The 23,166-nt window shown below is 61.9% G+C and carries 25 protein-coding genes; 16 read left to right on the forward strand and 9 right to left on the reverse strand.

Translation table 11 applies throughout. The annotated features are described in order from the left end of the window. Positions 1 to 54 precede the first annotated feature (54 nt). From CJ255_RS14715 to CJ255_RS14740, 6 genes are all read right to left on the reverse strand, one after another. Positions 55 to 2,088: an ATPase, T2SS/T4P/T4SS family gene (locus CJ255_RS14715; protein ID WP_097644858.1), complete on the reverse strand. Its 2,034-nt coding sequence runs from the start codon at positions 2,086 to 2,088 to the stop codon at positions 55 to 57. 270 nt (positions 2,089 to 2,358) lie between these two features. Next, entirely contained in the window at positions 2,359 to 3,207 is an 849-nt protein-coding gene (locus CJ255_RS14720; protein ID WP_245863456.1) for a ParA family protein, read from the reverse strand. A gap of 284 nt (positions 3,208 to 3,491) precedes the next feature. Continuing rightward, positions 3,492 to 3,608 carry a CpaF/VirB11 family protein gene (locus CJ255_RS24470; RefSeq protein WP_245863460.1) on the reverse strand — a complete coding sequence of 39 codons (117 nt, stop codon included), beginning with the start codon at positions 3,606 to 3,608 and terminating at the stop codon, positions 3,492 to 3,494. 300 nt (positions 3,609 to 3,908) lie between these two features. After that, a complete protein-coding gene (locus tag CJ255_RS14730) occupies positions 3,909 to 4,343 on the reverse strand; it encodes a hypothetical protein (RefSeq protein WP_097644861.1) in 435 nt (144 codons plus the stop codon). A gap of 193 nt (positions 4,344 to 4,536) precedes the next feature. Next, positions 4,537 to 5,583, reverse strand: a complete 1,047-nt coding sequence (locus tag CJ255_RS14735) for a reverse transcriptase domain-containing protein (RefSeq protein ID WP_217352449.1) — start codon at positions 5,581 to 5,583, stop codon at positions 4,537 to 4,539. Positions 5,584 to 5,745: 162 nt separating this feature from the next. Further along, entirely contained in the window at positions 5,746 to 8,340 is a 2,595-nt protein-coding gene (locus tag CJ255_RS14740; RefSeq protein ID WP_245863463.1) for an SUMF1/EgtB/PvdO family nonheme iron enzyme, read from the reverse strand. On the opposite strand from CJ255_RS14740, the gene CJ255_RS14745 reads away from it, so the two are divergent. From CJ255_RS14745 to CJ255_RS14775, 7 genes are all read left to right on the forward strand, one after another. Further along, entirely contained in the window at positions 8,272 to 9,471 is a 1,200-nt protein-coding gene (locus CJ255_RS14745; protein WP_245863465.1) for a hypothetical protein, read from the forward strand. The two genes, CJ255_RS14740 and CJ255_RS14745, sit on opposite strands and share 69 nt — an antisense overlap. Beyond that, positions 9,471 to 10,970, forward strand: coding sequence for a hypothetical protein (locus CJ255_RS14750; RefSeq protein ID WP_097644864.1), 1,500 nt, complete (start codon positions 9,471 to 9,473; stop codon positions 10,968 to 10,970). Before CJ255_RS14745 ends, CJ255_RS14750 begins: the two co-directional genes overlap by 1 nt. 46 nt (positions 10,971 to 11,016) lie before the next feature. Continuing rightward, positions 11,017 to 11,310 carry a hypothetical protein gene (locus CJ255_RS14755; protein WP_097644865.1) on the forward strand — a complete coding sequence of 98 codons (294 nt, stop codon included), beginning with the start codon at positions 11,017 to 11,019 and terminating at the stop codon, positions 11,308 to 11,310. 21 nt (positions 11,311 to 11,331) lie between these two features. Then, on the forward strand, positions 11,332 to 11,718 hold the full coding sequence (locus tag CJ255_RS14760) for a GNAT family N-acetyltransferase (RefSeq protein WP_097644866.1): 387 nt from the start codon (positions 11,332 to 11,334) through the stop codon (positions 11,716 to 11,718). A 3-nt stretch (positions 11,719 to 11,721) separates the two neighbouring features. After that, complete coding sequence (locus CJ255_RS14765; RefSeq protein ID WP_097644867.1) at positions 11,722 to 13,389, forward strand: phage minor head protein; 1,668 nt, start codon at positions 11,722 to 11,724, stop codon at positions 13,387 to 13,389. 1 nt (position 13,390) lies between these two features. Beyond that, positions 13,391 to 13,675 (forward strand): hypothetical protein, encoded by a 285-nt coding sequence (locus tag CJ255_RS14770; protein WP_097644868.1) that lies wholly within the window; start codon positions 13,391 to 13,393, stop codon positions 13,673 to 13,675. A gap of 534 nt (positions 13,676 to 14,209) precedes the next feature. After that, on the forward strand, positions 14,210 to 14,518 hold the full coding sequence (locus CJ255_RS14775) for a hypothetical protein (RefSeq protein WP_097644869.1): 309 nt from the start codon (positions 14,210 to 14,212) through the stop codon (positions 14,516 to 14,518). A gap of 83 nt (positions 14,519 to 14,601) precedes the next feature. Here the strand turns inward: CJ255_RS14775 and CJ255_RS14780 are convergent, their stop codons facing one another. Beyond that, positions 14,602 to 15,162 (reverse strand): DUF234 domain-containing protein, encoded by a 561-nt coding sequence (locus CJ255_RS14780; RefSeq protein ID WP_097644870.1) that lies wholly within the window; start codon positions 15,160 to 15,162, stop codon positions 14,602 to 14,604. Positions 15,163 to 15,286: 124 nt separating this feature from the next. Here CJ255_RS14780 and CJ255_RS23605 point away from each other — a divergent pair, with 124 nt between their 5' ends. The 4 genes from CJ255_RS23605 (at position 15,287) to CJ255_RS22840 (ending at position 16,393) form a co-directional block, all read left to right on the forward strand. Next, the gene (locus tag CJ255_RS23605; RefSeq protein WP_165774727.1) at positions 15,287 to 15,433 is read left to right on the forward strand and encodes a hypothetical protein; all 147 of its coding nucleotides are present in this window, start codon (positions 15,287 to 15,289) and stop codon (positions 15,431 to 15,433) included. 108 nt (positions 15,434 to 15,541) lie between these two features. Continuing rightward, entirely contained in the window at positions 15,542 to 15,775 is a 234-nt protein-coding gene (locus CJ255_RS14785) for a DUF433 domain-containing protein (RefSeq protein ID WP_097644871.1), read from the forward strand. Continuing rightward, positions 15,759 to 16,085: a PIN-like domain-containing protein gene (locus CJ255_RS14790; RefSeq protein WP_097644872.1), complete on the forward strand. Its 327-nt coding sequence runs from the start codon at positions 15,759 to 15,761 to the stop codon at positions 16,083 to 16,085. Before CJ255_RS14785 ends, CJ255_RS14790 begins: the two co-directional genes overlap by 17 nt. A 77-nt stretch (positions 16,086 to 16,162) precedes the next feature. Continuing rightward, complete coding sequence (locus CJ255_RS22840; RefSeq protein ID WP_124681952.1) at positions 16,163 to 16,393, forward strand: hypothetical protein; 231 nt, start codon at positions 16,163 to 16,165, stop codon at positions 16,391 to 16,393. A 156-nt stretch (positions 16,394 to 16,549) separates the two neighbouring features. On the opposite strand, the gene CJ255_RS14795 is transcribed toward CJ255_RS22840, so the two are convergent. Beyond that, entirely contained in the window at positions 16,550 to 16,882 is a 333-nt protein-coding gene (locus CJ255_RS14795; RefSeq protein WP_124681953.1) for a hypothetical protein, read from the reverse strand. A 101-nt stretch (positions 16,883 to 16,983) separates the two neighbouring features. Then, positions 16,984 to 18,873: an exonuclease domain-containing protein gene (locus CJ255_RS14800; protein ID WP_097644874.1), complete on the reverse strand. Its 1,890-nt coding sequence runs from the start codon at positions 18,871 to 18,873 to the stop codon at positions 16,984 to 16,986. A 361-nt stretch (positions 18,874 to 19,234) separates the two neighbouring features. On the opposite strand from CJ255_RS14800, the gene CJ255_RS24690 reads away from it, so the two are divergent. From CJ255_RS24690 to CJ255_RS14825, 5 genes are all read left to right on the forward strand, one after another. After that, positions 19,235 to 19,585 carry a hypothetical protein gene (locus CJ255_RS24690; protein WP_097644875.1) on the forward strand — a complete coding sequence of 117 codons (351 nt, stop codon included), beginning with the start codon at positions 19,235 to 19,237 and terminating at the stop codon, positions 19,583 to 19,585. Between the two features lie 485 nt (positions 19,586 to 20,070). Further along, the gene (locus CJ255_RS14810) at positions 20,071 to 20,352 is read left to right on the forward strand and encodes a DUF433 domain-containing protein (RefSeq protein ID WP_097644876.1); all 282 of its coding nucleotides are present in this window, start codon (positions 20,071 to 20,073) and stop codon (positions 20,350 to 20,352) included. Next, positions 20,349 to 20,693, forward strand: a complete 345-nt coding sequence (locus CJ255_RS14815) for a DUF5615 family PIN-like protein (protein ID WP_097644877.1) — start codon at positions 20,349 to 20,351, stop codon at positions 20,691 to 20,693. The genes CJ255_RS14810 and CJ255_RS14815 overlap by 4 nt, the downstream gene beginning before the upstream one ends. A 64-nt stretch (positions 20,694 to 20,757) precedes the next feature. Next, positions 20,758 to 21,933 carry an NACHT domain-containing protein gene (locus CJ255_RS14820; protein WP_097644878.1) on the forward strand — a complete coding sequence of 392 codons (1,176 nt, stop codon included), beginning with the start codon at positions 20,758 to 20,760 and terminating at the stop codon, positions 21,931 to 21,933. A gap of 112 nt (positions 21,934 to 22,045) precedes the next feature. Next, on the forward strand, positions 22,046 to 23,166 hold a 1,121-nt coding region (locus tag CJ255_RS14825), incomplete at its 3' end, for a formylglycine-generating enzyme family protein (protein ID WP_165774728.1).

Here is a 23,166-nt window from a genome sequence, read left to right on the forward strand (position 1 = left end):
ATCGGCTATCGGCTATCGGCTATCGGCTATCGGCTATCGGCTATCGGCTATCGGCTATCGGCTATCGGCTATCGGCTTCCCTTGCCCCTGCGCGTGCAACGCCGCAATCTGGGCCTCCGTCGCGGCCAAGGCGTCCTTGCCGCCTTCGCCTTCGCCCATCTGGATCAACTGGCGCAACGCATCGCGGCGCACGGTCAATGCCTCCATGCCCGCGTCAGGCGAGCAGGAACCCACGGTATTGGCCCCCAAGAGGGTGAGTACCTCTTGCGGATGCGTGCCGCGCTGGAGGGCGCTGCGGGCCGTGCGGGCACGCGCCAAGAGGTCGCGGTCATGCTCCAAGCCGACGGTGATCTGTGCCGCCATGCGCTCCCAGCGGCCTGCCGGCGTGAGCGCCGCGACGGTCACCAGGTCGGCTTGGGCGTGGTCAAGCTCGGCCCGCGCTTCGCCCCACCAGCGGGCATCGAGCAGGCGCTGCACTACCTCGGCGTGCTGTTCGCTGGCGGCAGATGCGGACGCCATGCGCTGCGGTTCCGCCTCCAGCGTGCGGGCCATCGCCCCAACGAGCAGAGGATCGCGCCGGTCGGCCCAGGCCCGCCTTAAGGCGTGCATCGCCGCATCGATCTGCCCCGCCAGCACGAGTTCGTGAGCGCGTTGCAGCGCCTCGTCTACCGCCGCTCGCGTCGTCGGCGCGGCCCGTACCCGCCCGGCTGCCCGCAAGAGCAAGAGCTTTTGATTCAAACCCTTCGGCGTGCGGTCAACGCCATCCTGCCACTCCAGCGTGTCGCCCTCAGCGCGAACCAAGGTATCCCAGACGATCTGCCCCTGCTCACTCACGCGCATCTGCGCCACCGGCACGAGGCGCGGGCGCAGCGGCGTGTTCGCCGTGCGCGGCTCGCTGCCGTCGAGCAGCACGATTTCGCTGATGAAGCGCCGCCCGGCCATCTTCTCGACGTGAATCACGACCTCAAGGTTGTCACAGGCATCTTCGAGCGCGTTGTCGCGCCGTCCGTCGTAGACATACGCCCCCGGCATGGCGGCACAGTCGGCAAAGCGTTGGATCGCTGCGAGGCAACTCTTGGCGTGCAGCGTGGAGATGATCGCGTGGCCGCTGACGGCAATCGTCAGCACCGCGCCCGCCTCGTCCGCCCGAATTTCGCCGGGGGCCACAATGGTCGGCGTTTGGCGCAGCGCCTCCTTCGCGGCCCGCCCGAAGGCGGTAGGTTCATAGGCGGTCTGCACCAACTCGCGGGTCCACGCCTCGTGGCGCACCATAATCTCCAAGGTGTTATCTTCAATCGTGATCACATGGGGCGTGCCTGGCCACGAATTGATGATGCTCTCCAAGAGGGCCGTCTTGCCGGAGCCGGTTTCGCCCGCGATGAGAAAGGAGCATTTGGCGCGGGCGAAGAGCAGCAACAGCGCGTGAATCGCCTCATTGAAGCCCCCGCGCCGCAGGATGTCGTCGAGTTCCCATGCATAGCGCCGCCCACGCCGGATACAGACCAGCGCCTGCTGGTGGGGCGTGCAGGGCGGAATGGTGACGTGCATGCGCGTGCCGTGGGGTAACGGCAGCGTGCCTTGTGGGCGCACCGCATCGAGGGCGACGCGGAACTGGCTGGCCAGCACCTGGGCGCGATCCAACACCTGCTTGGGGTCGCTGAAGCGTTCCGGCACGCAGACAAAATCGGCCCCGTCCTCCTGCACCAAAATCTGGGTGCCATTGATCTTGATCTCTTGGATGCGCTCGTCATCGAGGTAGACCTGAGCTGGCCCCCAACCGAGCGAATCGCGGTAGAGGCCGAGCAGGGTCGCCTCATCGGTTGGCACGGCCCGCAGCGCCCCCTCCCCCGCCTCAATCTGCTCACCAATCGCACGACGCAGCACGGTCAGCACCGCCGCATTGCGCGCCGCCGACGGCGCAACCGGGTCGATCAACTCCTTGGGCAGTTCATCCAGCAACAGATCCCGCACCGCCCGCAACAGATCCGGCGAGCGAACGAACGCCCCCGCCACCCCACCACCGGCTGGCGTCCCGATAAGCGAGCCCAGACCGCCATCTTCTACGACTCGTAAGACTCCTGTGGTCACGTTGTATTCCTTCTGTTTTCACCGCAGAGAACGCAGAGAAACGCAGAGATCAGGGCATACACCGATCCGAAATCATCCTCTGCGCCCCTCTGCTTTTTTCACCGCAGAGAACACAGAGAACGCAGAGTTCAGGGCATACGCCGATCCGAAATCATCCTCTGCCCCCTCTGCTTTTTTCACCGTAGAGAAACGCAGAGGTGAGGACATACGCCGATCCGAAACCATCCTCTGCGCTCTCTGCGCCCTCTGCGGTAGAACAAGCAGCCGCCCTCATGCCGCCCGATCCGAGGCCAACGACCCCACCGAGGTATTGGGTGCCGGCACGTCCACGTTTTCGCCGCGCATGCGCCCGACGAATGCCGCCCACGCGCCGATGGTGGGCATGGGAAGGGGCGCGGTGAGGATCGAACAGCGGTTCAGCCGGTCGGGCGCCGTTTCGCGCAGATGGTCGAGCATATGGGCGACGCCCATGCGCTCCCGCGCTCCGGGCGGGCAGGGCAACACCACCACGCCCCCCTTCATCAGCGTATGGGTCGCATAGGGACGCCGCAGGTAGTCGGGCGGGGTATCGATGATCACCAGATCATACGCATCCAGTTGCGCCACCCCATCGTACAGCCCTTGCCAGTCAGGGAGGCGCACGTCGTTCTCCACCCGTGCGACGGTATGTGACCCCACGAGAAAATCAATCTCGCCCCATCCCGCGTTGCCGCCCCGCGTATGGTCGGGCTGGAAGATGAAGGGCGTAATCCCCGTGGGGTTCCAGTGGGCCGCGCCACGCTGGATCAGATGCAGATAGGATGGCGAGCTATTCGGAATCCGGAAGGCCGGTACGAGGCCCGGGTTGGAGATGTCGCTATCCCACACCAGCACATTGAAGCCGCGCCGCCGCATCCCCTCCGCCAAGAGACAGGTCACAAAGGTCTTGCCGATGCCGCCCTTGGCCGCGCCGACGGCGAGGATGGGGACACGCCCGCCAGAGGCCCGCGCCGTGACGCCCATCGCCTGCCCGATCCATGCCGTTACCGCCGCCGCATCGCGCTCAGTGACCGTCGTGAGGCCCAAGAGGCGCGCTTCATTCAGCAGCGACTGGCCCATGCCGTACATGTTGACCAGCACCGTCACCTGGGACTGGTGGGCAGCCTGGATCAGCCCCCAGAGGTCGGGCAGCGGCGTGCCGCGACTATCATAGTATTCAAAGGGTGGTTCGGAGGGGCATGGCCCCTCCGAACCACCCTTTGTTTTTTAGGGCCAAGCCCCGTTGCACTATACACGGTTTGGTTGTACCGCGCATGAGACGAAGAGCGCGAAGCGATGCATGCGCGCTGAGGTTACATGTTCGCTCTTCGCGCCCTTCGCGGTACAGCCATACGAGCCAAGGATGTAACAGGTTGACTTTTGCACTAGCGCCTTTTTTGTTGCGTTTTGGCGGCGAAGCCGCCAAAACGCAACAAAAAAAATACATCGTTCGCGTGGATCGTGCAGATGCCGGGGTGTCCGGTGGTCGCGGCTTGGAGCATGGCCATCGCCTCACCCCCGGCCCCTCTCCCATGTTGTGGGTTTATGGCGGACAGAAAATACATTTCGGTACCTACAAATTCCTGATGGGGATGCGCCCTTTGACCCTCACCCCCCTACCCCCTCTCCCGCAAGCGGGAGAGGGGGTAGGGGGGTGAGGGCCATCTCGGGCATCCCAGGAACTTAAGCCAACCCCGCCCCGCCGCCACGCCCGCGTCGGTAGGGGGGTGAGGGCCATCTCGGGCATCTCAGGAACCTATCCGAAGATAGCAGGGCTGCGAGAAGCAAAGAGGCGCATCCCCCTACAAGCCTTGGTCAAGCACATCGGCGGCGATGATGCGGGGGCGAAACTCTCCCCAGCCCACAATTCCCACCATCGTGGGGAGCATCTCCGCGCAGATAAGCGGCGTACCAGGGGGGCTATGAACGGGCGTGCCGTGAACGGTGCAATTCCCCCCGTTGGGCAGCACCGTCCATGCGGTACTGCGAACAAGCGGTTCAATGGCGTCCGCACCCCCACGTAGCCCACGCACGTCGCGGAGGTTCGTGCGGAGTATCGCGGCTGCCACCGCAATCACGTCGGCGCACGGGCTGTTGGCCGCGCCAGCGGTGGTCACCTGACGGCACTCCTCTCTGGCACGCACTGTCGTCTCATTGCGCGCAAAGGCGGCGTAGTCCAACTGCTGCACCGCCTGATTGACCGTGTAGTTCGCCGACAAGAGTTGGCCGATGTTCATCAGCGCAAAGATGAGTAAATATTCAAGTCTATATTCACATCATCCAACCCGACCTGTTGCAGCGCACAAAAAAACACGCCCTGCGGAGCGAGACTGAGAAGACTCAGGCTCCGCAAGACGCGCTGTATGTCCTGATGTGCGGATGGTGGGGAGGGATGCGAGGAGAGGCGAAGCCCTCGCCAACCCTGAAGTTTCAGAAATAGTAGCTGAAAGACGATAGGTTAGCGATGGGTGCTCCCACCCGGGCGCACCAACTCTGCACCGATGCGCCCGCTTTGTCCAAGCTGATCGCACCGTGCGCGTAGGCCAGTTGCAGTCTGCGGAGGCGTCGCCTGAAGCGGACGACGCTAGGACGCTTTAGGCGACGGTGCGTGGCAAAGTGGTGAAAACCAAGGAAGGGTACGCCGCTCTGTGTCGGGAAGACGTGGCACTTTTGGGGATGCAAGAGCAGGCGCAAGCGTTCGGCGGTGAATGCGCGTAGTTCACGCATCCATTGGTGCAGTGTCGGCTTGTCATCGTGGAAGAGCAAGAAATCGTCGGCGTAGCGCACATAGGCGCGGCAGCGTAGCTCGCGTTTGACAAACTGATCCAGTTCGTTGAGGTAGACGTTGGCCCAGAATTGCGAGGTGAGATTGCCAATCGGCAGCCCCTGTGGGCGCAAGGGGGCCAGCAGATCGTCGCCTGGGAACCAGTGCAAGCTGCGTTCGCTATCGAGAATACCAGCGCCGCTTGCGATGATACGCTCACAAAGCTGTAGCAATTGCGAATCGGCAAGCGTGCGCCCTAAAATGGCGCGGAGGATGGCGTGATCAATCGTGGGAAAGAATTTTGCCACATCGCACTGTAACACAAAGCGGTGGCGACGCACAAACTGCGTACAGCGATCGAGCGCACGATGGGTGCCTTTGCCAACCCGACAGGCGTAGGAGTCGTGGATGAACTTGCGTTCAAAGATGGGCTCGATCACATTGACCAGCGCATGGTGTACCACGCGATCGCGGAAGGGCGCGGCGCTGATCTTGCGCTTTTTGGGCTCGTGGATGTAGAAGTGGCGGTAGGGGCCGGGTTGGTAGCTGCCGTTCTGCAACTCCGCCTCGAGTTGAAAGAGGTTGTCCTCCAGACGCGCACTAAAACGGGCCACCTCGCGCCGTCCGCGTTTGCCCCGCCGCGCTGCGCTGTAGGCAAGGTAGAGATTCTCGAATGCATAGACATGGTGAAAGAGTTGACGGTAGGTCTTCATAAAAAATTTCGCGATCGCGCCTGCCCTTCGACAAGCTCAGGGCAAGCGGCGCGCAGGGGGATGCTGCGCCCCCCTGCACCCCCAGCACCCCGCCCTTGACGACGGCGGTACCAAAATCCTTTACAGTGTCAAAAAGACAAAAAGCCAAAAAGACATGAAGACTTACGGTAAGGAGAACAAACGGGCGAGACGAAAACCGGAGCTGACGTAGCCGGCCGTAGGATGGTAGCCGTAGCGGCAGGCGCAGCGCACGTTGGCAGATTCGTAGCCCCACGAGCCGCCACGCAGCACATATGAGCTATTAGAACTTTTGTGCTTTGTGTAAAGACTTTCTGCAACCAGATCGTCCGGCAAGGGGTATTTGCCTGTTGGGGTACTGCACCACTCCCAGACATTGCCACCGAGTTCCTCTGCGCCGCAGGCGGCGGCGCCGTGGGGGAAGATGCCCACCACCGAGGGGCTTTTGATCTTGCTGAGATCAATATTGGCCTGCAACGTCGCGCTGATGGGGCCGCTGACCTGCTCGCTCAGGTCGTCGCCCCAGGGGTAGCTGCGCCGTCCGGCGCGTGGCTGGTTGGCGTGAAGCTGTAGCGGGTAGGCGGCGGCGCGTTCCCATTCGGCTTCGGTGGGCAGGCGGATCAGGTGGCCCGCGGCGCGCTCCGCCGCGCTCAGCAGGGAGTGGTTGGCCCACCAGGCGAAAGCGCTTGCCGCATACCACGTTACCGCCACCACCGGATGGTTGCCCTCGCCGCTGCGGTAATGTTCGCCAGGCCAGCCGCGTGGGCGAAAACCGTCAATAGTCTGTTCGTGTTGCGCCATCAGTTTGAGCAATTCTTCAGCAGCCGCCCGCGCCGCATCAGGGCCGCGTCCCGCCAAAGAATCCATGAAAATCAGGTATTGCTGGTTGGTCACCGGGAAGCGGGCGAGGGCGTAGGGTTGTTTGATCTGGTAGTCAAACTGCGGTTTTTCGTCGTCATACTTGCCATTATTATCTCCCATACTAAAGCACCCCGGCTCAATGCGTGCCGCCCAATAGTCGCTACGGGTAAGGTCGAGGCCGGGGCGGGCGCACGGGTCGTCGTCGCGGTCGGGGTGGGCCTTATCGGCGCGCAGGCGGTCGAGCAGCGTCGCCGCCCGCTGGCGTATCTGGGGATCGGGGTGGGCCGCTTGCTGCCAGTCGCTGGTCAGCGCGGCGAGCGCCTGCAGGCGGCGGCTCACCGCGTGGCGCTGCGCCTTCAGTTCGGGGATGGTGTAGACATTCGCTTCGTCGAGGCCGTCAGCCGCCAAGAGCAGCGCCTCGGCCTCATTGGTCGCCAGCAGGTCGTGAACCATGCGCTGCGCCGTCTCTTGGTCGCCACTCGTCGCCTCGTGGCCCAGCGCCAGCAGGATCGTCTCGCGCCAGCGCCGTTCGCGCCAGCGCCCCAGCATGGTCGCCACCGCATCCGGCTTGTCGCTGCCCTGCTCGGTGTAGTGGCGCGCCGCGAGGTACTCTTGCAGCGTAAAGTGGCTAAAACTGAAGCGGTCGTCGCTATTGTGGGCTTGGAGCAGACCGCTGTGCAGCGCAATCTCGCTGAGCAGTGTACGCACATGCTCAGCGCAACGCTCCTCGTGCCAGGTCGGATTGTTCTGCTGATAGATGGGGCGCAGCAGCTCGCGGGCGCGGTAGAGCGGCAGTTCGCGCCGCTCCTCTTCGAGCATCTTGGCGGCCAAGAACTGCAAGCGGCGGCGTACCGCGTCGTTGCTCTCTTCAAAGGGCTGCCACTTGCTCGGCGGCAGGTTGCGCGTGATCTGCGTTTTGCGCCAGGCTTCAATTGTCAACTCAACCAGCTTCTGGTAGATCTTGGCCCGCTCGGTCGGTAGCGGCTCGCGCCCCTCCACCAGCACGGCCATACTGGTGAGCAGCAACGGATTGGTAGCCATGTCGAAGAGGCGCGGGCTACGATCGAGGTTGCGCCACAACTCGGCAGCCTCGGCCACCAACGGCTGCGGCGCGTCGGGCGACGCAGGCGCGGGCGGCGCATCAAGGCGCAGCGCGAGGAAGAGGCGGTTGAGCAGCGCCTGCATGTCAGCGGCGTTGAGCGGGCGCAAATGGCGCTCAGCGAAACCGGCGAGGCGCTCAGCCAAGCCCGCAAAGGGGCGGCTGGCGACGATGAAGCGATTCTTGGGGTAGGCTTGCACCAGATGGTTGATCAGATCCATCGCCCCATTGCGCTCATGGGCATCGCCCGTCTCGTCGAGGCCATCGAGTAGCAGCATGCAATCGCCGCGCTGCAGCCACGCCTCAAGTACCGCCACGGAGAGGCCTGGCACCGGATCATCCAGCAGGGCGGCCAGCGCCTCCAGCAGCAGACGAGGCGGGGCACCCACCAACGGCGCCCGATTCTGGGCATACTGCTTACGCAGATAGGCCATTAACTCAGTGAGGCGCGCATAGATCGGCAGCGGAATCTTATCGGTAAAGCACTCCAGCTTTGCGGCGGCCAGTTGCCCATCCTGGTTGCGCCACGCCCGCGCCAAGAGCAACGCGCCATACTGGAGCGTCGTCGTCTTACCGCTGCCGGCGAGCGCCACCAGCACTTCTGGCGTTGGCTGGCTGGCATCGAGCGGGGCACGGAGCCGCCCGCGTTCATTGGGATCTGGCCCCGTGGCGGGGCGAAGTCTACCTGCGCGGAACTGGCGGCGGTCTGGATGGCGCTGAGCCTGCGCCGTCGCTTCGTGCTCTACGTGAGCGGGACGCAGCAGCAGGCCGACGCGCATACCGGCACGGCAGCGGCACTGCTTGAGCGGCTGGGCGTGGCCCGGCTCACCAACGCCTACGGAGCAAGCGAGGGCTGGAAGCAGAACCTGATCCGCACCGAGCATGGCTTTAGCCTGCTGAGCATCGGCCTGGATAGCAACGTGCGCGGGATGAAGCTGGATGAGCTACGTCCCGACCTGATTATCCTTGACGATGTAGACGACCGCCACGACAGTCCGGCGATTACCGCGAAGAAGCTGGCGCTGATCACGCGCTCGATCCTGCCGAGTGGCGCGGCCGATTGCGCGGTGCTCTTCATTCAGAACCGCATCCACCGCAACAGTTGCATCGCCCAGGTTGCCGATGGCCGCGCCGAGGCCTTGCTGCGCCGCGAGATCAGCGAAGAGCCTGCGGTGCTCGACCTGTGCTACGAGCGCAGGCTGACCGAGGAGGGCGTGCGCTACCGCATCGTGGGCGGCGTCCCGACATGGCCGGAAGGCCAGGGACTTGCGGTGTGCGAAGGGCAGATCAACGCCTGGGGCGTGTGGGCCTTCCTGGGCGAGAGCCAGCACGACGATAGCGAGGGCGATGGGCTGCTCTCACTGGCTGACCACATCGATCCATTCCGGGTGGCCCTCGCCCCGCGCCTGGTGCGCATCGCGATTGGGATCGACCCGAGCGGCGCGGACGGGGCGAACGGTACCGAGATCGGAATTGTGGCGGTGGGGATGGATGCCCGCGGCCACCGCTACCTGCTTGATGACAGCTCGCTGGCGGGTTCGCCCGAGACGTGGGCACGCCAAGCCGTTGCGGCCTACCACCGCCTGAAGGCGGATCGGCTGGTTGCCGAGAAGAACTACGGCGGCGATATGGTGCGCGCGGTCATCCATGCCGTGCCCGGAGCGCCGCCAGTGCAACTCGTGAGTGCCAGCCGAGGCAAGGAGATTCGCGCCGAGCCCACGGTGCGCCGCTACGAAGAGTACCAGTTCCACCACGTCGGCACCTTCCCGGCCCTGGAGCGTGAACTGACTTCGTGGCGCCCAGGCCGCCTCAGCCCGAACCGGCTTGACGCGCTCGTTTGGGCCGATAGCGCCCTCACGCTGCCGCCGCCGGAGCGCCCCCCCTCAATGAGTTTCTGGAGTGTTGGCTAATGTTTGAACAACTTACCCCCCGTGAAGCACGCAAACTCCTTGCGCCACTACCCGCCCATGCAGCCACGGCCCGTGGGTACCTCGCGGGTGACCATTGGCAGAGCAGCACCGGCTGGATCGGCCCGCGTGGCCAGCCGGGCAGTGCGGGCGATGCCGAGACGCTGCGCGAGATCGAACGGGTCTTCATCTCGAAGAACGTCCTGGGCGAAGTGGTGGAGCGCCACACGGCGGGCGTGGTGGGCCATCCGGTCGCCTGGCGGCTGACGGTAGCGCGGGCGCTGGGCGCGGACGAAGAGCCGAGCGCCGCCGAGCAAGTGTTGCTGGCCGAGGCCGAGGCCGCACTGACCGCGTGGTGGGATGCGGGCGAGGTGGCCTATCTGCTGCAAGAGGCACTGGGCATGCTGCTCAGTTGTGGCCGCGCCCCCCTGCGCCTCTTTGTGCCGCCGGGCTTGGTGGGCGAGGATGGGCGCATGCCAGCCGGTGATGTTGCAACGCAACTGAGCCGGATCGTACTGGCCATGTCCGATCCGGCCCATGCCCAAGTCATCCGCGACCCAGCAATCTATCGGCGGGCGGGGGTAGTACTCTACACCGAAGACAAGCAAGAGCGGGCCGAAATCAGCAGCATGGATGCCGACGGCCTGACGTGGCTGCGGATCGTGAGCGACGCGGCGACGGTGAGCGAGGTGCGCTTGAACCTGGGCGGGCGATTACTGCTGCACGACATGCGCCGTACCGTCTTCATCTCGCCGCAGGCCATTGCGTTGCAGCGCATGGTCAACCTGGCGCTGACCGTCATGGGACGGAACGTCGTGATGGGCGGTTTTCTCGAACGAACGTTACTGAATGCGCAGCTGCCGGGGCGCTTTGTGGACGATCCGGCGACCGGAAAGCGCTTCGTGCCCGAGCCAATGACCTTCGGCGCGGGGATAGTCAATGTCATCCAAGGGGCTGAACTCCGCGACGAGCGTAACGACGAGGTAAAGGGCTACGCCAGCCCAAATATCATCTACCGAGACCCCGTGTCGGTGACGACCTTCGCCGAAACGCTGGAGCTCAGCTACCGCGCCATCCTTGAGGAGTGCCGCCAAGCGCATGCCATCCTCAGCGGCGAGGGGGCGCCATCGGGCGAGAGTCGGAAGCAGGCGCTGAGCGACTTCTTGAGCAGCCTGCGCCTCACTGCGCCGATCGTCGAAGACGCGGTGCGGTGGCTGCTTGAAACCGCGCTGCACCTCGCCGCGCAGCTCGCAGGCCAGCCAGGGCGCTACCTAGGGCTGCGAGCGGTAGCGACATGCCACCTCGACAGCGGGCCGTTGGGCAGCGACGAGTCGCGCCAGGTGGTCGAACTGGTCGAGGCGCGGCTCCTCAGCCGCGAAACGGCGATGGGGCGCATCGGGGTAGACGACACCGACGCCGAAGCGCGGCGGGTTGCCGCCGAGCGCGAAGCCGACGCGACGGTGGGACAGGTGGCGTTGGCGGCGTTTAATAGTGGGGCTTGAATAGCCGATAGACCGATAGCCGATAGCCGAAAGGGGTGGGCATCCGATGGCAGCATCTAAGATCGACCAATTACGCGATGTTATTTTGGTATTGGCGGACAAGGCGCACCGAGATCGCATCATTGACCTGCTGAACGCACTTGAGCAGGATGTAGGGGCGGCAACCCTTAGCTATGCTGCACAACTGGTGCGTGTTCAGGCCGCAGACGCGCTTACCGCCCATAGCAACCCAATAGCAGGAGCCTATGCGTCTAATCTGCTGTTCAAGGCTGCCAACGATGTTGATCGGACTGACTGGGAGCGTACCGCGATCATCAAAGCAGCCACGCCTACCCCATAACCACCGCAGCGAGGCACAGAGATGAAACCGACGATTTACGCAACACATCGCTACAGCGTGCAGAACGGGCGTGGTGACGCGGTGGCACACATCGAGGTAGACGAGCGCGGCGAATCGTACTGGGTCACAAACCTCTGGGTTGACCCGGATCATCGGCGCACAGGCGTGGCGGCCGCACTGATGCAGCGGTGCATCGCGGCGTGGGCGCACGTCGATCTGTACCTTGCTGTGCAGCCCTACACCGATGCGCCGCAATCGGCTGAGGCCCTGGCGCGGTGGTACGCCCGGTTTGGGTTTGCGTTAACCGATGTGCCAGGGGTGATGTATCGGCCTGCGTATGCGACGAATAGCCAAAAGGAAGCCGCAACGGCAGAAGAAACAGACACTGCCAAGCCGGGTACTAACTAACGCATGACCGCCACCGTATCTGAACTCGACGCCACCGCCGCCGCCTTCCGCGCTGCCCTGCTGCGCCGCGACGAGGCGGCCCTGCGTCGGCTGATGGCGGCGTACCAGCCCGCCTACGCGGCCATTCAGCGCGAGGTGGCGGTGCTGACGGCGCAGATCGCGGCCGCACGCGCGGCAGGCGAGACGATCCGCCCCGCCTGGCTACGCGAGCGGGGCAGGCTCGAAGTCTTGGAGCGCCAGATTGTGCAAGAGTGGGCGCGGTTTGCCGCTACCGCAGAGCAGGTGATCACCCAGACCCAGCGTGAGGCGGTGGTGGCGGCGGTGGTGGAAGCCGCCGCGCTGACCCAGGCCGCGCTCGACGAGGCGGGGCTGCCGTCGCGCCTGGCCGTGGGCGGCAGCGTGACCCGCCTGCCGACCGAGGCCACGGCGGCGCTCGTGGGCGTGCTGGGCGACGGGTCACCGCTGCGTGGACTGCTCGATGCGCTCGGACAGGAGGCAGCGGCCAGCGTCGAGGCGGCGCTCTTGCGCGGTGTAACCATCGGCCGCAACCCGCGCCAGACCGCACGCGACATCCGCACGGCGCTGGGCGGCAACCTCACCCGTGCCCTCACCATCGCCCGGACCGAGCACCTACGGGCGTACCGGGGTGCAACCCTGGAACGCTTCCGCGACAACGCCGACATTCTGCGCGGCTGGCAGTGGCGGGCCAGTCCGAGTGCTCGAACGTGCGCGGTGTGTTTGGCGATGGATGGGCGCGAGTTTGGGCTGAATGAGGCGATGCCCACGCATCCGAACTGCCGCTGCACGCAAATCCCGCTGCTCCGTGACCGCCCCGCGCCCACACGCACCCTCGGCGCGGACTGGTTTGCCGACCAAGACGAGGCGACGCAGCGCCGCATCCTGGGGCCGGGGGCGTTCGACCTGTACCGCAGTGGGCGCATCACGCTGGGCGACCTGGTGGGCGTGAGGAACGACCCGCGTTGGGGGCCGACGATCTACCGACGCAGTTTGGGGGATGTGCGCGGGGAGAATCTTTCTGGTCTTGGGGTTGCCGATGGAGCAAAGGGGCGCGGTGGCAGCGGCGGATCATCGGGAGATGCTACACCACCCAAGACGCCGATAGCGCCTACAAATCGCGCACTTGCAGCGGCGCGAACGGAAGAAGACCGTATTCGCGCTCAACGTTTCGAGTCGGCCTTTGCTGTGGATCGCATGGGGCGCGTGCTGCTTCAAAAAGACGGCGGCAAACGTGAGGTAAGTTTTACCCGACAAGAGATGGGCACGTTGCGCGGTGGAATTGGCGTTGTGTTTACGCACAATCATCCAGACGGTTGGAGGTTCCAGCCTAACGATCCTCGGTTCGCAGGAAATTCATTTTCTAAAGCCGATCTTCAGTTTGCATGCACAACGCAACTAAGCGAATTGCGTGTTGTTACCCCCACGCGTCGCTATTATCTGCGTCCACCCGCAAAGGGCTGGTCAGAAGCGACGTGGAATACCGAAATGAAAGCTTTTTATGAAAAAGCGTATAAAGCCGTCCAAGCCGACCTAATACGGAAAGTCAAGGATGGTATAATGACATTAGCAGAGAAAGACGCTGCAACAGACCATGAAATCTTGCTTCGCGTGGCATCAAAGTTTGGTATGAGCTACGGCTACACAGAGGATTGACATGAGCGCAATAGACGATCCAAATGAAGTAGTCTTCGTTCTTGATGCGGAGTTTGCTATCCTGCGAAGCAGCCCTATTTGCACCTATTGCCGTCACTACCGACCGGGTGATGGTCGTGCCTGCACCGCCTTCCCCGATGAAGATAGCATTCCCCTTGCAATCTGGCAGGGCGAGTATGATCACCGCCAATCTTACCCCGGTGATAACGGCATCCAGTTCGAGCCTGAGAATGCGCATTGCGCCGCTGAGGTAGCGACGCATTTTGCCGCACATGTCTCAGCCTAACCCCGTTTTGGGCAGTAGCCTACTTGTGCTATACTAGCACTGCCTTTCGTACTCGGCTCGTGCGTGTTCTTCTTTGGAGTGGAGAGCGTCCTGCCGCCAGACACAAAACGGCGGTATTGTTACGGCGGTACTGAGTACACCCTGGGCTCATAATCCGGGGATCGCGGGTTTGATTCCCGTCGCCGTTCCCAATACACCCGTATCAAATTGGCCGCGCCCGTGGCGGTGACACCTCGGAACAGACGGGGGCCGACGCGGGCGCGGCTGAGTCGCCCGCCTTCCAACCGTTGGAAGGGTTTCAATGACCGACGATCCGCACGGCGGATTGAAACGCAACCGAGGATGTTTGCACGCAAACAGCCCCTTCCTGCCGCAGTAGGAAGGGGCTGTTTCATTTTGACGCCTGTGCTATAATGTAGAACAATATTTTGTACAGGGTGCGGCTTGACCGCCCCGACCCGGATGCATTTGCCCGGCCAGCGCTCCCCTTTGGGGCGTTGGTCGGGCGTTTTCTTTTACCCCAAGGAGGGGTTGATGTTCCTCCGTTTCTTCAGTCCCGACGATGGTGCGCCGCAGGGCGGTGCGCCTGCGTCCGATCTGGCTTCGCAAGGCGAGGCCTTGGCCGGGCTGCAGCGTTTGCTTGAGCGGCAGGGCGGCGACTCAGGCCGCGTGGCGGAACTGCTCTACCGCGAGAATTACGAGTTACGCGAACGCGCACGGCAACTCAGCGAGCGCCTCCCCGCGCAGGGCGCGGTGGTGCTCGACGCGGCGCGGGCGATCCAGCCGATCTTGCTCAGCGATGAGGATGTTGCGGCGCTGGTGGCGTTTTTGTTGTGTTTGTGATGGTGGATGGGTGGGTTGCGCGGGCGGACAGAACGTATGCTTCTGTAACAACCGATAGGCCTTTGGGATGCCCAGGATGGCCCTCACCCCCTACCCCCTTCGACAAGCTCTAGTTCGACAGGCTCACCAACCGGGCATCGCCTCTCCCACGTTGTGGGAGAGGGACGAAGGCACCACAGTCCGGTCTGGCGCAACGAAGCGGCATCCTGATAGATCCGCTCTAGGTCAATCAGGAGACCCTGATGCTGGGCCAGGAGTTCTTGGGCGGCGGGGGTTGCGCCGCTGCGTGTGAAGATGGCGTGGCGTAGCGTCCAGTCGCTGGCGCTGATCTGCATGGCGGCGATGACGCGAGGCGTCTTCTGTTCGATCAACTCCGCGACCGTTGCCCGATCCACGGGGCCGGATGTCCATGTGCACTCGCCGAGCAAAATGTGGCGGGTCTGCCAGTTGATGGCGACAACATCTACTTGGACGTGACGGATCCAATGGCTGCCTACGCTCTGAGGCTGGAAGCCCAGTTGTTCGCTGCGCGCTGGGGCATCAACCCATTGGCGGGCCAACTCTTCCCATGCCGTCATGCCTACAAAGGCACGCAGACCGCTCTGGATCGTGGGCAACACCCGTTCGGGGCTGACGGGTAGCAACCGCGTTCAGAAAGGCCAATTCCGCTTCACGATCACAAAACATCGTTATTCCCCCTTCATCAAGAAGCCACGTCCACTCTAGTCTAGTGGAGACGGGGCTTCTTGGCAAGCTGAAGCGTGGAGTATGCGTGCAGACGGCGTAGATCTCGCAGGTCAGTGCGGCCCGCTCGTCGTCGAGTTGCTGCTCGGTGTACTCATACCAGTTACGAGTGATGAGTGGCGAGTGACAAGCATTGAAGCAGCCAGCGGCACCGTTGAAGCCCAGCGTTAGGCCGCTACCATCAAGCCTCGCACTAACGAGAACCAGTGTTCATGTACCTCTGTGGTATACTGTTTTTCCCGTTGCTATCCCTATCAGAGTCAAGCTGCGAGGTCTACTATGACCCACCTAACATCAAGTGTTATTGTAAAGTCGCCGGATATTCTGAGCGGAACGCCCGTCTTTTTCGGTACCCGTGTTCCGATCAAAAATCTGCTCGATTATGTGCGTGCGGGTGAAAGTGTCGTCGAGTTTCTTGATGACTTTCCTTCCGTCAGCCGCGATCAGGTTGACGCTGTGCTGGCCTTGGCCGAAATGCTGCTGATGGAGACCGTTGATGCGCATCCTGCTTGATGAATGCTTACCTCGTAAGCTCAAGCGCAGCCTTGCCGGTCACGCCGTGGCGACCGTTCAAGAACGCGGATGGTCGAGCAAGAAAAACGGCGAATTGCTTCGCCTGATGGACGGTACCGTTGATGTTTTTCTGACCTCGGATCAGAATCTGCGCTATCAGCAAAACCTGGCCACTATCGGTTTCAGTATCATTGTGCTGGTCGTACCTGACAATCGGCTCCCAACACTCCAGCCCTTGATGCCACAGGTACAAAGCCTCCTGAACACGATCACGCTAGGTAGCGTCGTCGAGGTACTGCCACCAGCGTAAATCATCAAGAAATGGGTATACCCCATCACGCGGACGGTTTCTTGCCAGATCTTTTTCATCGTGTTGTCTCTTTCTGCATGCAACAACCCCGCGCAGCAGGGCTGCAGGGCATCGCCCCAACGCGCTTCAAGTGCCGTGAGGCTACGGCGCGCCTCGTCTACCCACTCGGCAGCGGCATCCTCGCGGTAGGTCAAAACGGCCCTGGCGGTCTTGATCTGCTCGACGACCACCGCCGCCGTGATCTCGGTGAGCGATATGCGGGGCGCATTCACCCATGCGGCCTCCTCTGCGTCGCGTGCGTCGTATGAGCATGCCGCATCGTAGGCGGTCTAGTCGAAATCGTCTTCTTCCATGTGGGGTTCCTTATTGCAATGGGGTGTGACTGGAATCTGTAGGGCGGTGCCCTACAACCCCGCCGGACAGGGGGAACCAGGTTCCCCCGCACCCCTACCTACACATTTTGGTCACACCCATTGCAATGCACAGACTTGTGGGATGTCCGAGTAGCTATAGATTCCTGATGGAGATGCGCTTCCTCCCGCGAACATCCACGCCCGCACGCGCGGGGTGGCCCCTGGCTGCGGTGGGAGTGGCGGGGGCGCGGTCAGCGTCGCCGCCACGAGGCGCTGCAACTCATCAAGCACAGGCAACGGCCCGCTCAGCAACTGATGTTCTATAGCCCACGCCCGATAGCGTTGCACCGTCCGGTGATCGATGCCAGTATCGCGTTGCACCGGCCCGGTCACTCGTGGTCGCCCGCAGATGTCGTACCAACTCCCGAATGTCCATGATCTCATACCAATTGCCGTTGAATATGCCGCATAGCAAATTACGTCAGATCGCATTGCAATGAGGTATACCCTGCTTGTCACTCGTCACTCATCACTCGTAACTGGTATCAATCCTTCTGCCTGCCATACGATCTCCCAGCAGTCACGAAATCCTGCTGAGAGCATACCCGATGGAGGGAGGAAGCGGCGCTGCCCTCCCGATCATCAACAGCGTGGTCAATGCCATCCAGCACCAGAGCCAGCGGATTGAGATAGACCTGCCAGAGCTGATCGAGCGCCTGCTGCACCTGTGGCCAACGGGTGGGATAGACCCGCGCCGGCGCAGCGGTCAAGCGCAATGCCACCCCCTCCGCCGGGCGCAGCCGCTCATCACAGCCCGCCACAAAGGTGGCGAGGGTCTCACGCAACTCCACCAGCAGCTTCAGGCTCTGCCCGACCATACGGCGCGCCTGGTGGATCGCCGTGCGTAGGTCGTCAGGTGGTCGCTGATCGAGCAGCGCTTGCAGGGCGCCACGCCGTGTGCCGGGGGTGGTCAAACGGAGCAACGCATGGCGCAGCGAACGCTCCCCAACCTCCTCGGTCAGCGCACCCGTCGCCATAGCTTCGAGATTGTGGGCCTCATCAATGACCAGCGCATCATAGGCGGGCATGAGACTCGGCGCGGTGAGCCAGAGCGACTGGTTGATCAGGAGGAGATCGGCCTCGGCCCCGCGACGATAGGCTTGATAGTAGTGGCAAGGCACGTAGAAGGGGCAACGCGCCGCAGTACACGTAGCCAGATCGACCGCCACCTCACGCTCCAGTTGACTCATCGCATGAATCTCGCGACGAAGCCAGTAGGGTAGTTCATCGAGCGTGGCCTCGAAGCCAGCCCAAGTGGCGAGAAAGGCCAAGGCAAAGCGGCGCTCGGCAGAGTCGGTTGCCGCCGCACTGATCGCCTCGTGCAGAGCACGCAGGCAGAGGTAGCTTGCGGCCCCTTTGAGCAGTTGCGCCGTAAAGGGCACCATGCGCTGTAGCCGCTCCACTTCAGAGCGCAGTTGATCTTGGAGGTTCTTAAAGGCGGTGGCCAGCGCAATGCGCCGCTGCGTACGCACCGCCGCCAGCGCAGCGGGCAGCAGATAGGCCAACGTCTTGCCGGTTCCCGTCGGCACCTCAATCAGCAGCGCGTGATCAGCGGCAAGCGCCGCCTCAACCCGCTCAACCATTGTGCGCTGGCTCGCCCGTGGGCGGAGGCCCCCTTGCGCCATCAGGTGATCAAGCAGCGCAACCGCACCGCCCTGCGGCGGCGGCAGCGGCGGCAAGTGATCGATATCAATACCCAGATGTGCTGCCAGCTCACCAAGATTATGCCGAGGCGCTTCCGGTGCCACCAAGTAGGCCAACTCAAGCGCATCTACCACCGGATTAGGAAACCGGGGGGCGTGGGCCAGCAGAAACTGCGTATCAAAACGGGCATTATGGATCACCAGCGCATGGCCAGCCAGAAATTCGCACACCTCCGGCCAGACCAGATCGAGCGGTGCTGCCGCAACAATCGCCGCAACCTGGCTCTGATCGAGATACAGCGCACGCTGCAACGCGGGCGTCAAGCGTTCAGCGGGCGCCTGCACATACCATGAGCGAAGCGCAGTCGGCTGCCCCGCCACCACCTGTAGCGCCGCAACCTGAATAATCTGATCGTCTTCTGGATGCAGCCCCGTCGTCTCAAGATCGAGCACGACATACGTTTCAAGCGCCAGCGGCAGATTGACCAGAAAGAGCGCATGGTTCTGCTCAGGCTCTTCCGCAGCCTGCAGATGATCACGCAGCACAAAACGATCATCCGCCAGCGCCATATAGAGATCCGCCGTCAGCAACGCCCGCAAGCGCTTCAGATCAACCGGATAGCCCTGCCGACGCAGCAGGCGCTGCAATTCCAAGAGCGCAATAGGTACACCCTCGCGCTCTAGGAACATGCGTTGGATACGCTGATTCAGTGGCGTAGCGGATGCACTCATAGATCATGCTTCAGGTAACATCTTTCCACGAGTGTACGATCCACACATTACCCGCCTGTAACCAGACAGCAGCAAATCAACTTTTACCTGTGCGCATTTGCGATGGTTGAATAGCCTATACTGAGCATAACAAAGCGTTTTTACGACACTCGGCTAGGAGCAAAACGATGCAATGTCCGCTGTGACATTGGAGCGGCAATGATCGCTCTGCTTCTCAAACGCTTATACCAAATCCGATAGCCGATAGCCGATAGCTGAAAGCCGGACATGGCGTCTCAATGCGCTTGAATGTCATTAGGCATGCGGCCTGTTCAATGGTAATTGGTATTACACGACAGCATTATCAGAAAAGGATGTACGTATGACGAAGAGCAATGCGGTTGAACTAGGGCTGGTTGGGGTTGTCGTCGTGCTGATCATTGCACTCAGCATCTTTGTGGGAGCGCAACTTGGTGGTCAAAGAGGCACGACGCAGCCTGTGGCTTCTGCACCACAACAAGAGGCTTCCGATCCTATGCCGGCAGCAACAGAGCCCACCAGAGAACCCACGAGCGTGCCAACGCCGACCGACACCCCCGCCCCGACCGACACCCCCGCCCCGACCGACACCCCCGCCCCGACCAATACCCCTACGCCAGAACCTTCGCCAACAAGCAGTCCAACGCCCATTCCCCCCCAGGAGTTTATGGGAAGCGGTGCTAGTAGGCAGTAGGCAGTAGGCAGTGGGCAGTGGGCAGTGGGCAGTGGGCAGTAGGCAGTGGGCAGTGGGCAGTGGGCAGTGGGCAGTGACACAAGTTACGCTGAAAGTCTCTGCGTTACTGTCATGCTGAGCGCAGCGAAGCATCTCTTCGCGTAACGACGAGAGACCCTGCGCTGCGCTCAGGGTGACAGGCCCACGACGAGAGACCCTGCGCGGCGCTCAGGGTGACAGGCCTCCTGTCATGCTGAGCGCAGCGAAGCATCTCTTTTCGACTGACGAGAGACCCTGCGCTGCGCTCAGGGTAACAGAACTTTTGTTTCTCACGGAGCCACTGGCCCGCGGGCCATTTCGTACTCAGGGTGACAGCATGCCACAGCGCAAAAACGAACCAAACCTATTTCCGAATCCTATAGCTTGCTTCCCTGCGTCCCCATAGCCTGATGCAACGGGGTATGCTACTATGAGGTAACAACATGCATAGGAAGAAGGAGAGAACAATGACCGCAGAAATACTTACTCGCTACGTTATCAAAGATGCAGCGATTCATGGAGGTGAACCAACTATTGCAGGTACCCGTACCCCCGTGCGGGCTATTGTAGAGTTGTGGCGCCAAGGAACCCTGCCCGAACTGATCCCACAACAATTGCCTCATCTGACCCTAGCCCAAATCTTTGACGCACTCAGTTACTACAGTGATCATCAGCAAGAGATCCACCATGCTATTGAGCGGCATCGCTTTTCTGATGATCAATTTGATCATTGGGTGAAGCATGTATGAAGCTCTTTATTAACTTCTTTTGTGACGAGGATGTGAGTGTCTTAGTGGCTGAGTTGTTGCGTGCGCGTGGTTTCACGGTGGTGACTGCGCACCAAGTTGAACGTTTGGGTGTGGATGATGTGGCTCAATTTGCCTATGCAGCAGCTCATCAATACACGCTGCTTACCCACAACCGCGCCGATTTCGAGGACTTGTCGATGAGGTATTTTGAGACGGGTCAACAGCATTATGGCCTGATCATTGCTCGTCGCCATCCGCCATACGAACTAGCTCAACGGGTCTTACGTATCTTGGATCACGTTACCGCTGATGAGATGATCAATAAAGTGCGCTATATTTAATATCAGATTCGATAGCCGAAAACCACCTACTACCTATCTTCTCTATCCTTCCTGGGAGTAGATCATGCCACCATCGCCTGATGATGTTGCCCGCCAGATTGCTGAGTTGGAGGCGACGCTTGCGCTGCCCAATCTGCCGGATGTTGCTCGTCGTCCTCTGGAGGAAGAACTAGCCCGTCTCCGCACTGGGCTACCAGAGCAGCCGACGCGATCGCATGATCAGCAGGTTGGTGGCAACGCGACGGTTGGTGCGGCGGTGGCGGGTGATGTGCGCGGCGACATGACCCTTTTCACCGGCGAGGCTCGTGGTAACTATATCGCCGAGGTGATCCACCTCTACCAACAGGCCCCCGCTGCGCCCCAGGCTGATTATGATGCGGCGTTGCGCCGCTACCTCAAGCATCTCTATACGACCCACGCGGCCATTGATCTGCGGGGTATTGATCAGCGCCAGATGGACATGCCGCTGCGTGAAGTCTACATCTCGCTGACGGTACGCGAGGTGGCTGCCGCTGAGGGGGTGCTGCGCGGAGGGGTGCGGGCCTTTATGGAGAAGGTTCGCCAGGTGATCGGTAGGGAGGATGCACCACTTGAGGCGCATGTTCAGGCGGTTGAGTGGACGACGATCTTGCGCCAGCCACGCTTGGCGGTCATTGGCTTGCCCGGTAGCGGTAAGACGACCCTGCTGCACTATACGGCGGTACGATTGTGCGAGGTGTTGGCCCGTGATGATCGAGCGTGCCTGGATGAGCTTGGCCTTGCCGAAGTGACGCAGCAGCATCCGCCGGTGCCGCTGCTGCTGCCGCTGCGTGAGCTTGGGGCCTTCTTGGGCGAGAGCCGGGGACGTGAACTCGCCGGGGCCAATGCGAAGTTGTTGTTCGATTGTCTGCATAACTACTATCGCGACCTTGACCTACCGCCCGATTTCTTCCAGCGCATCTGCGCGGCTGGCCGGGCGATCTTTCTGCTCGATGGGCTTGATGAGGTGCCTCATACCGATGATCGGATCTTTGTGAGTGCAATCATGCGCAGTCTGGTCACGCGCTACCCTGATTGCCGCTACGTACTGACGTCGCGCCCCAAAGCCTACGAGGGTGATGCGCGCCTGGGTCAAGGCTTCCGCGAGTGTACGGTAGATGATCTCTCGGCGGCGCAGCAGCAGCGCTTCATCACGAACTGGAGTCGCAGCCTTCATCGGCTGAAAGGAGGCTGCCGAAGCCTTTGTAGACGAACTGCCTGAACATGTTGGGCTGCTGGACGAGATACGTCCGCGCATCTTCCGCTTCAGCCACCTCTCGTTCCAAGAATTCCTCGCGGCGCGTTTTATTGCGGAACATGACCGCTGGGCGGAGTTGCTCGACCGCTACCAGGAGAGTTGGTGGCGCGAGGTGATCCTGCTCTGTGCGGGCCACCTGAGCCAAGAACGCTGCTGGCGCTTTTTGGGCCAGTTGATCGAACGGGGGCGAACACCAAACGAACGGGCCGACGCCTTGGCCCTCGCCGCCGCCGCGCTGACTGAGTTGGAGAAGTTTAAGGGCCAAGGGCCACTCACGGCGCGCATCCAGCACGAGGCGCTGACCATGCTAGAACAGCAGCCTGCGACCGCAGTACCCGCCGCTGCCCGCGTGCAGAGCGGTGCGGTGCTTGCCGTAGTTGGCGACCCGCGCCCCGGCGTCTGCACCCTGCCACCGCCGATGGTCGAGTTTGCGGGTGGCAGCTTTGTGATTGGAATCTGCAAAACTGAGATTGATGTAGTACAGCGAGATATTGATGCATTTATTTCCAATAATCCCAATCAACCTGTCAAAAAAACGGAAAAATCATCGAAAGAAATGGGTTTTTCTGTTCTAATTTACACACAAAAAAACAAAAACCAAGTAATACAGGGCTTCTATAACCATTTCTACTATCAAGTGAATGATCAACCTCTCCTGCTGCGCCCCTTTGCCCTAGCCCGCTACCTGGTTACCAACGCGCAGTACCAACGCTTCATCGAAGCGGGCGGTTACGATCCGACCCAGCCCTGGTGGGATGTGGCGGGACGGGCTTGGCTGCGTCGTAATGATCAAGCGACGGATGGGCTGGCAGATTGGCAGCGGCGCAGGCATAAGCAGCAGCCAGCATGGTGGACTGACCCGCGCTTCGGCAAGGCGCGCCCCAACCATCCGCTAGTGGGCATCAGTTGGTATGAGGCGACCGCCTTCTGCGCGTGGCTCACCCACTACCTGCGTGATGGCTCCGTCTACCGCTTGCCCAGCGAAGCCGAATGGGAGTATGCGGCGCGGGGCGTGCTGCGCCGCCCCTACCCGTGGGGAGAAGAAACGCCCGATGGTGAGCGGGCCAATTTTGCTGGAACTCACAATGGCACCAGCGCAGTGGGCTGTTTTCCGCTCGGCGCCACCCCAGAGGGCATCCTCGATCTCGCGGGCAATGTCTGGGAGTGGACACGCAGCGAGTATCGTTCTTACCCCTA

This window comes from Candidatus Viridilinea mediisalina (assembly GCF_002532535.1).
Lineage (GTDB): Bacteria > Chloroflexota > Chloroflexia > Chloroflexales > Chloroflexaceae > Viridilinea > Viridilinea mediisalina.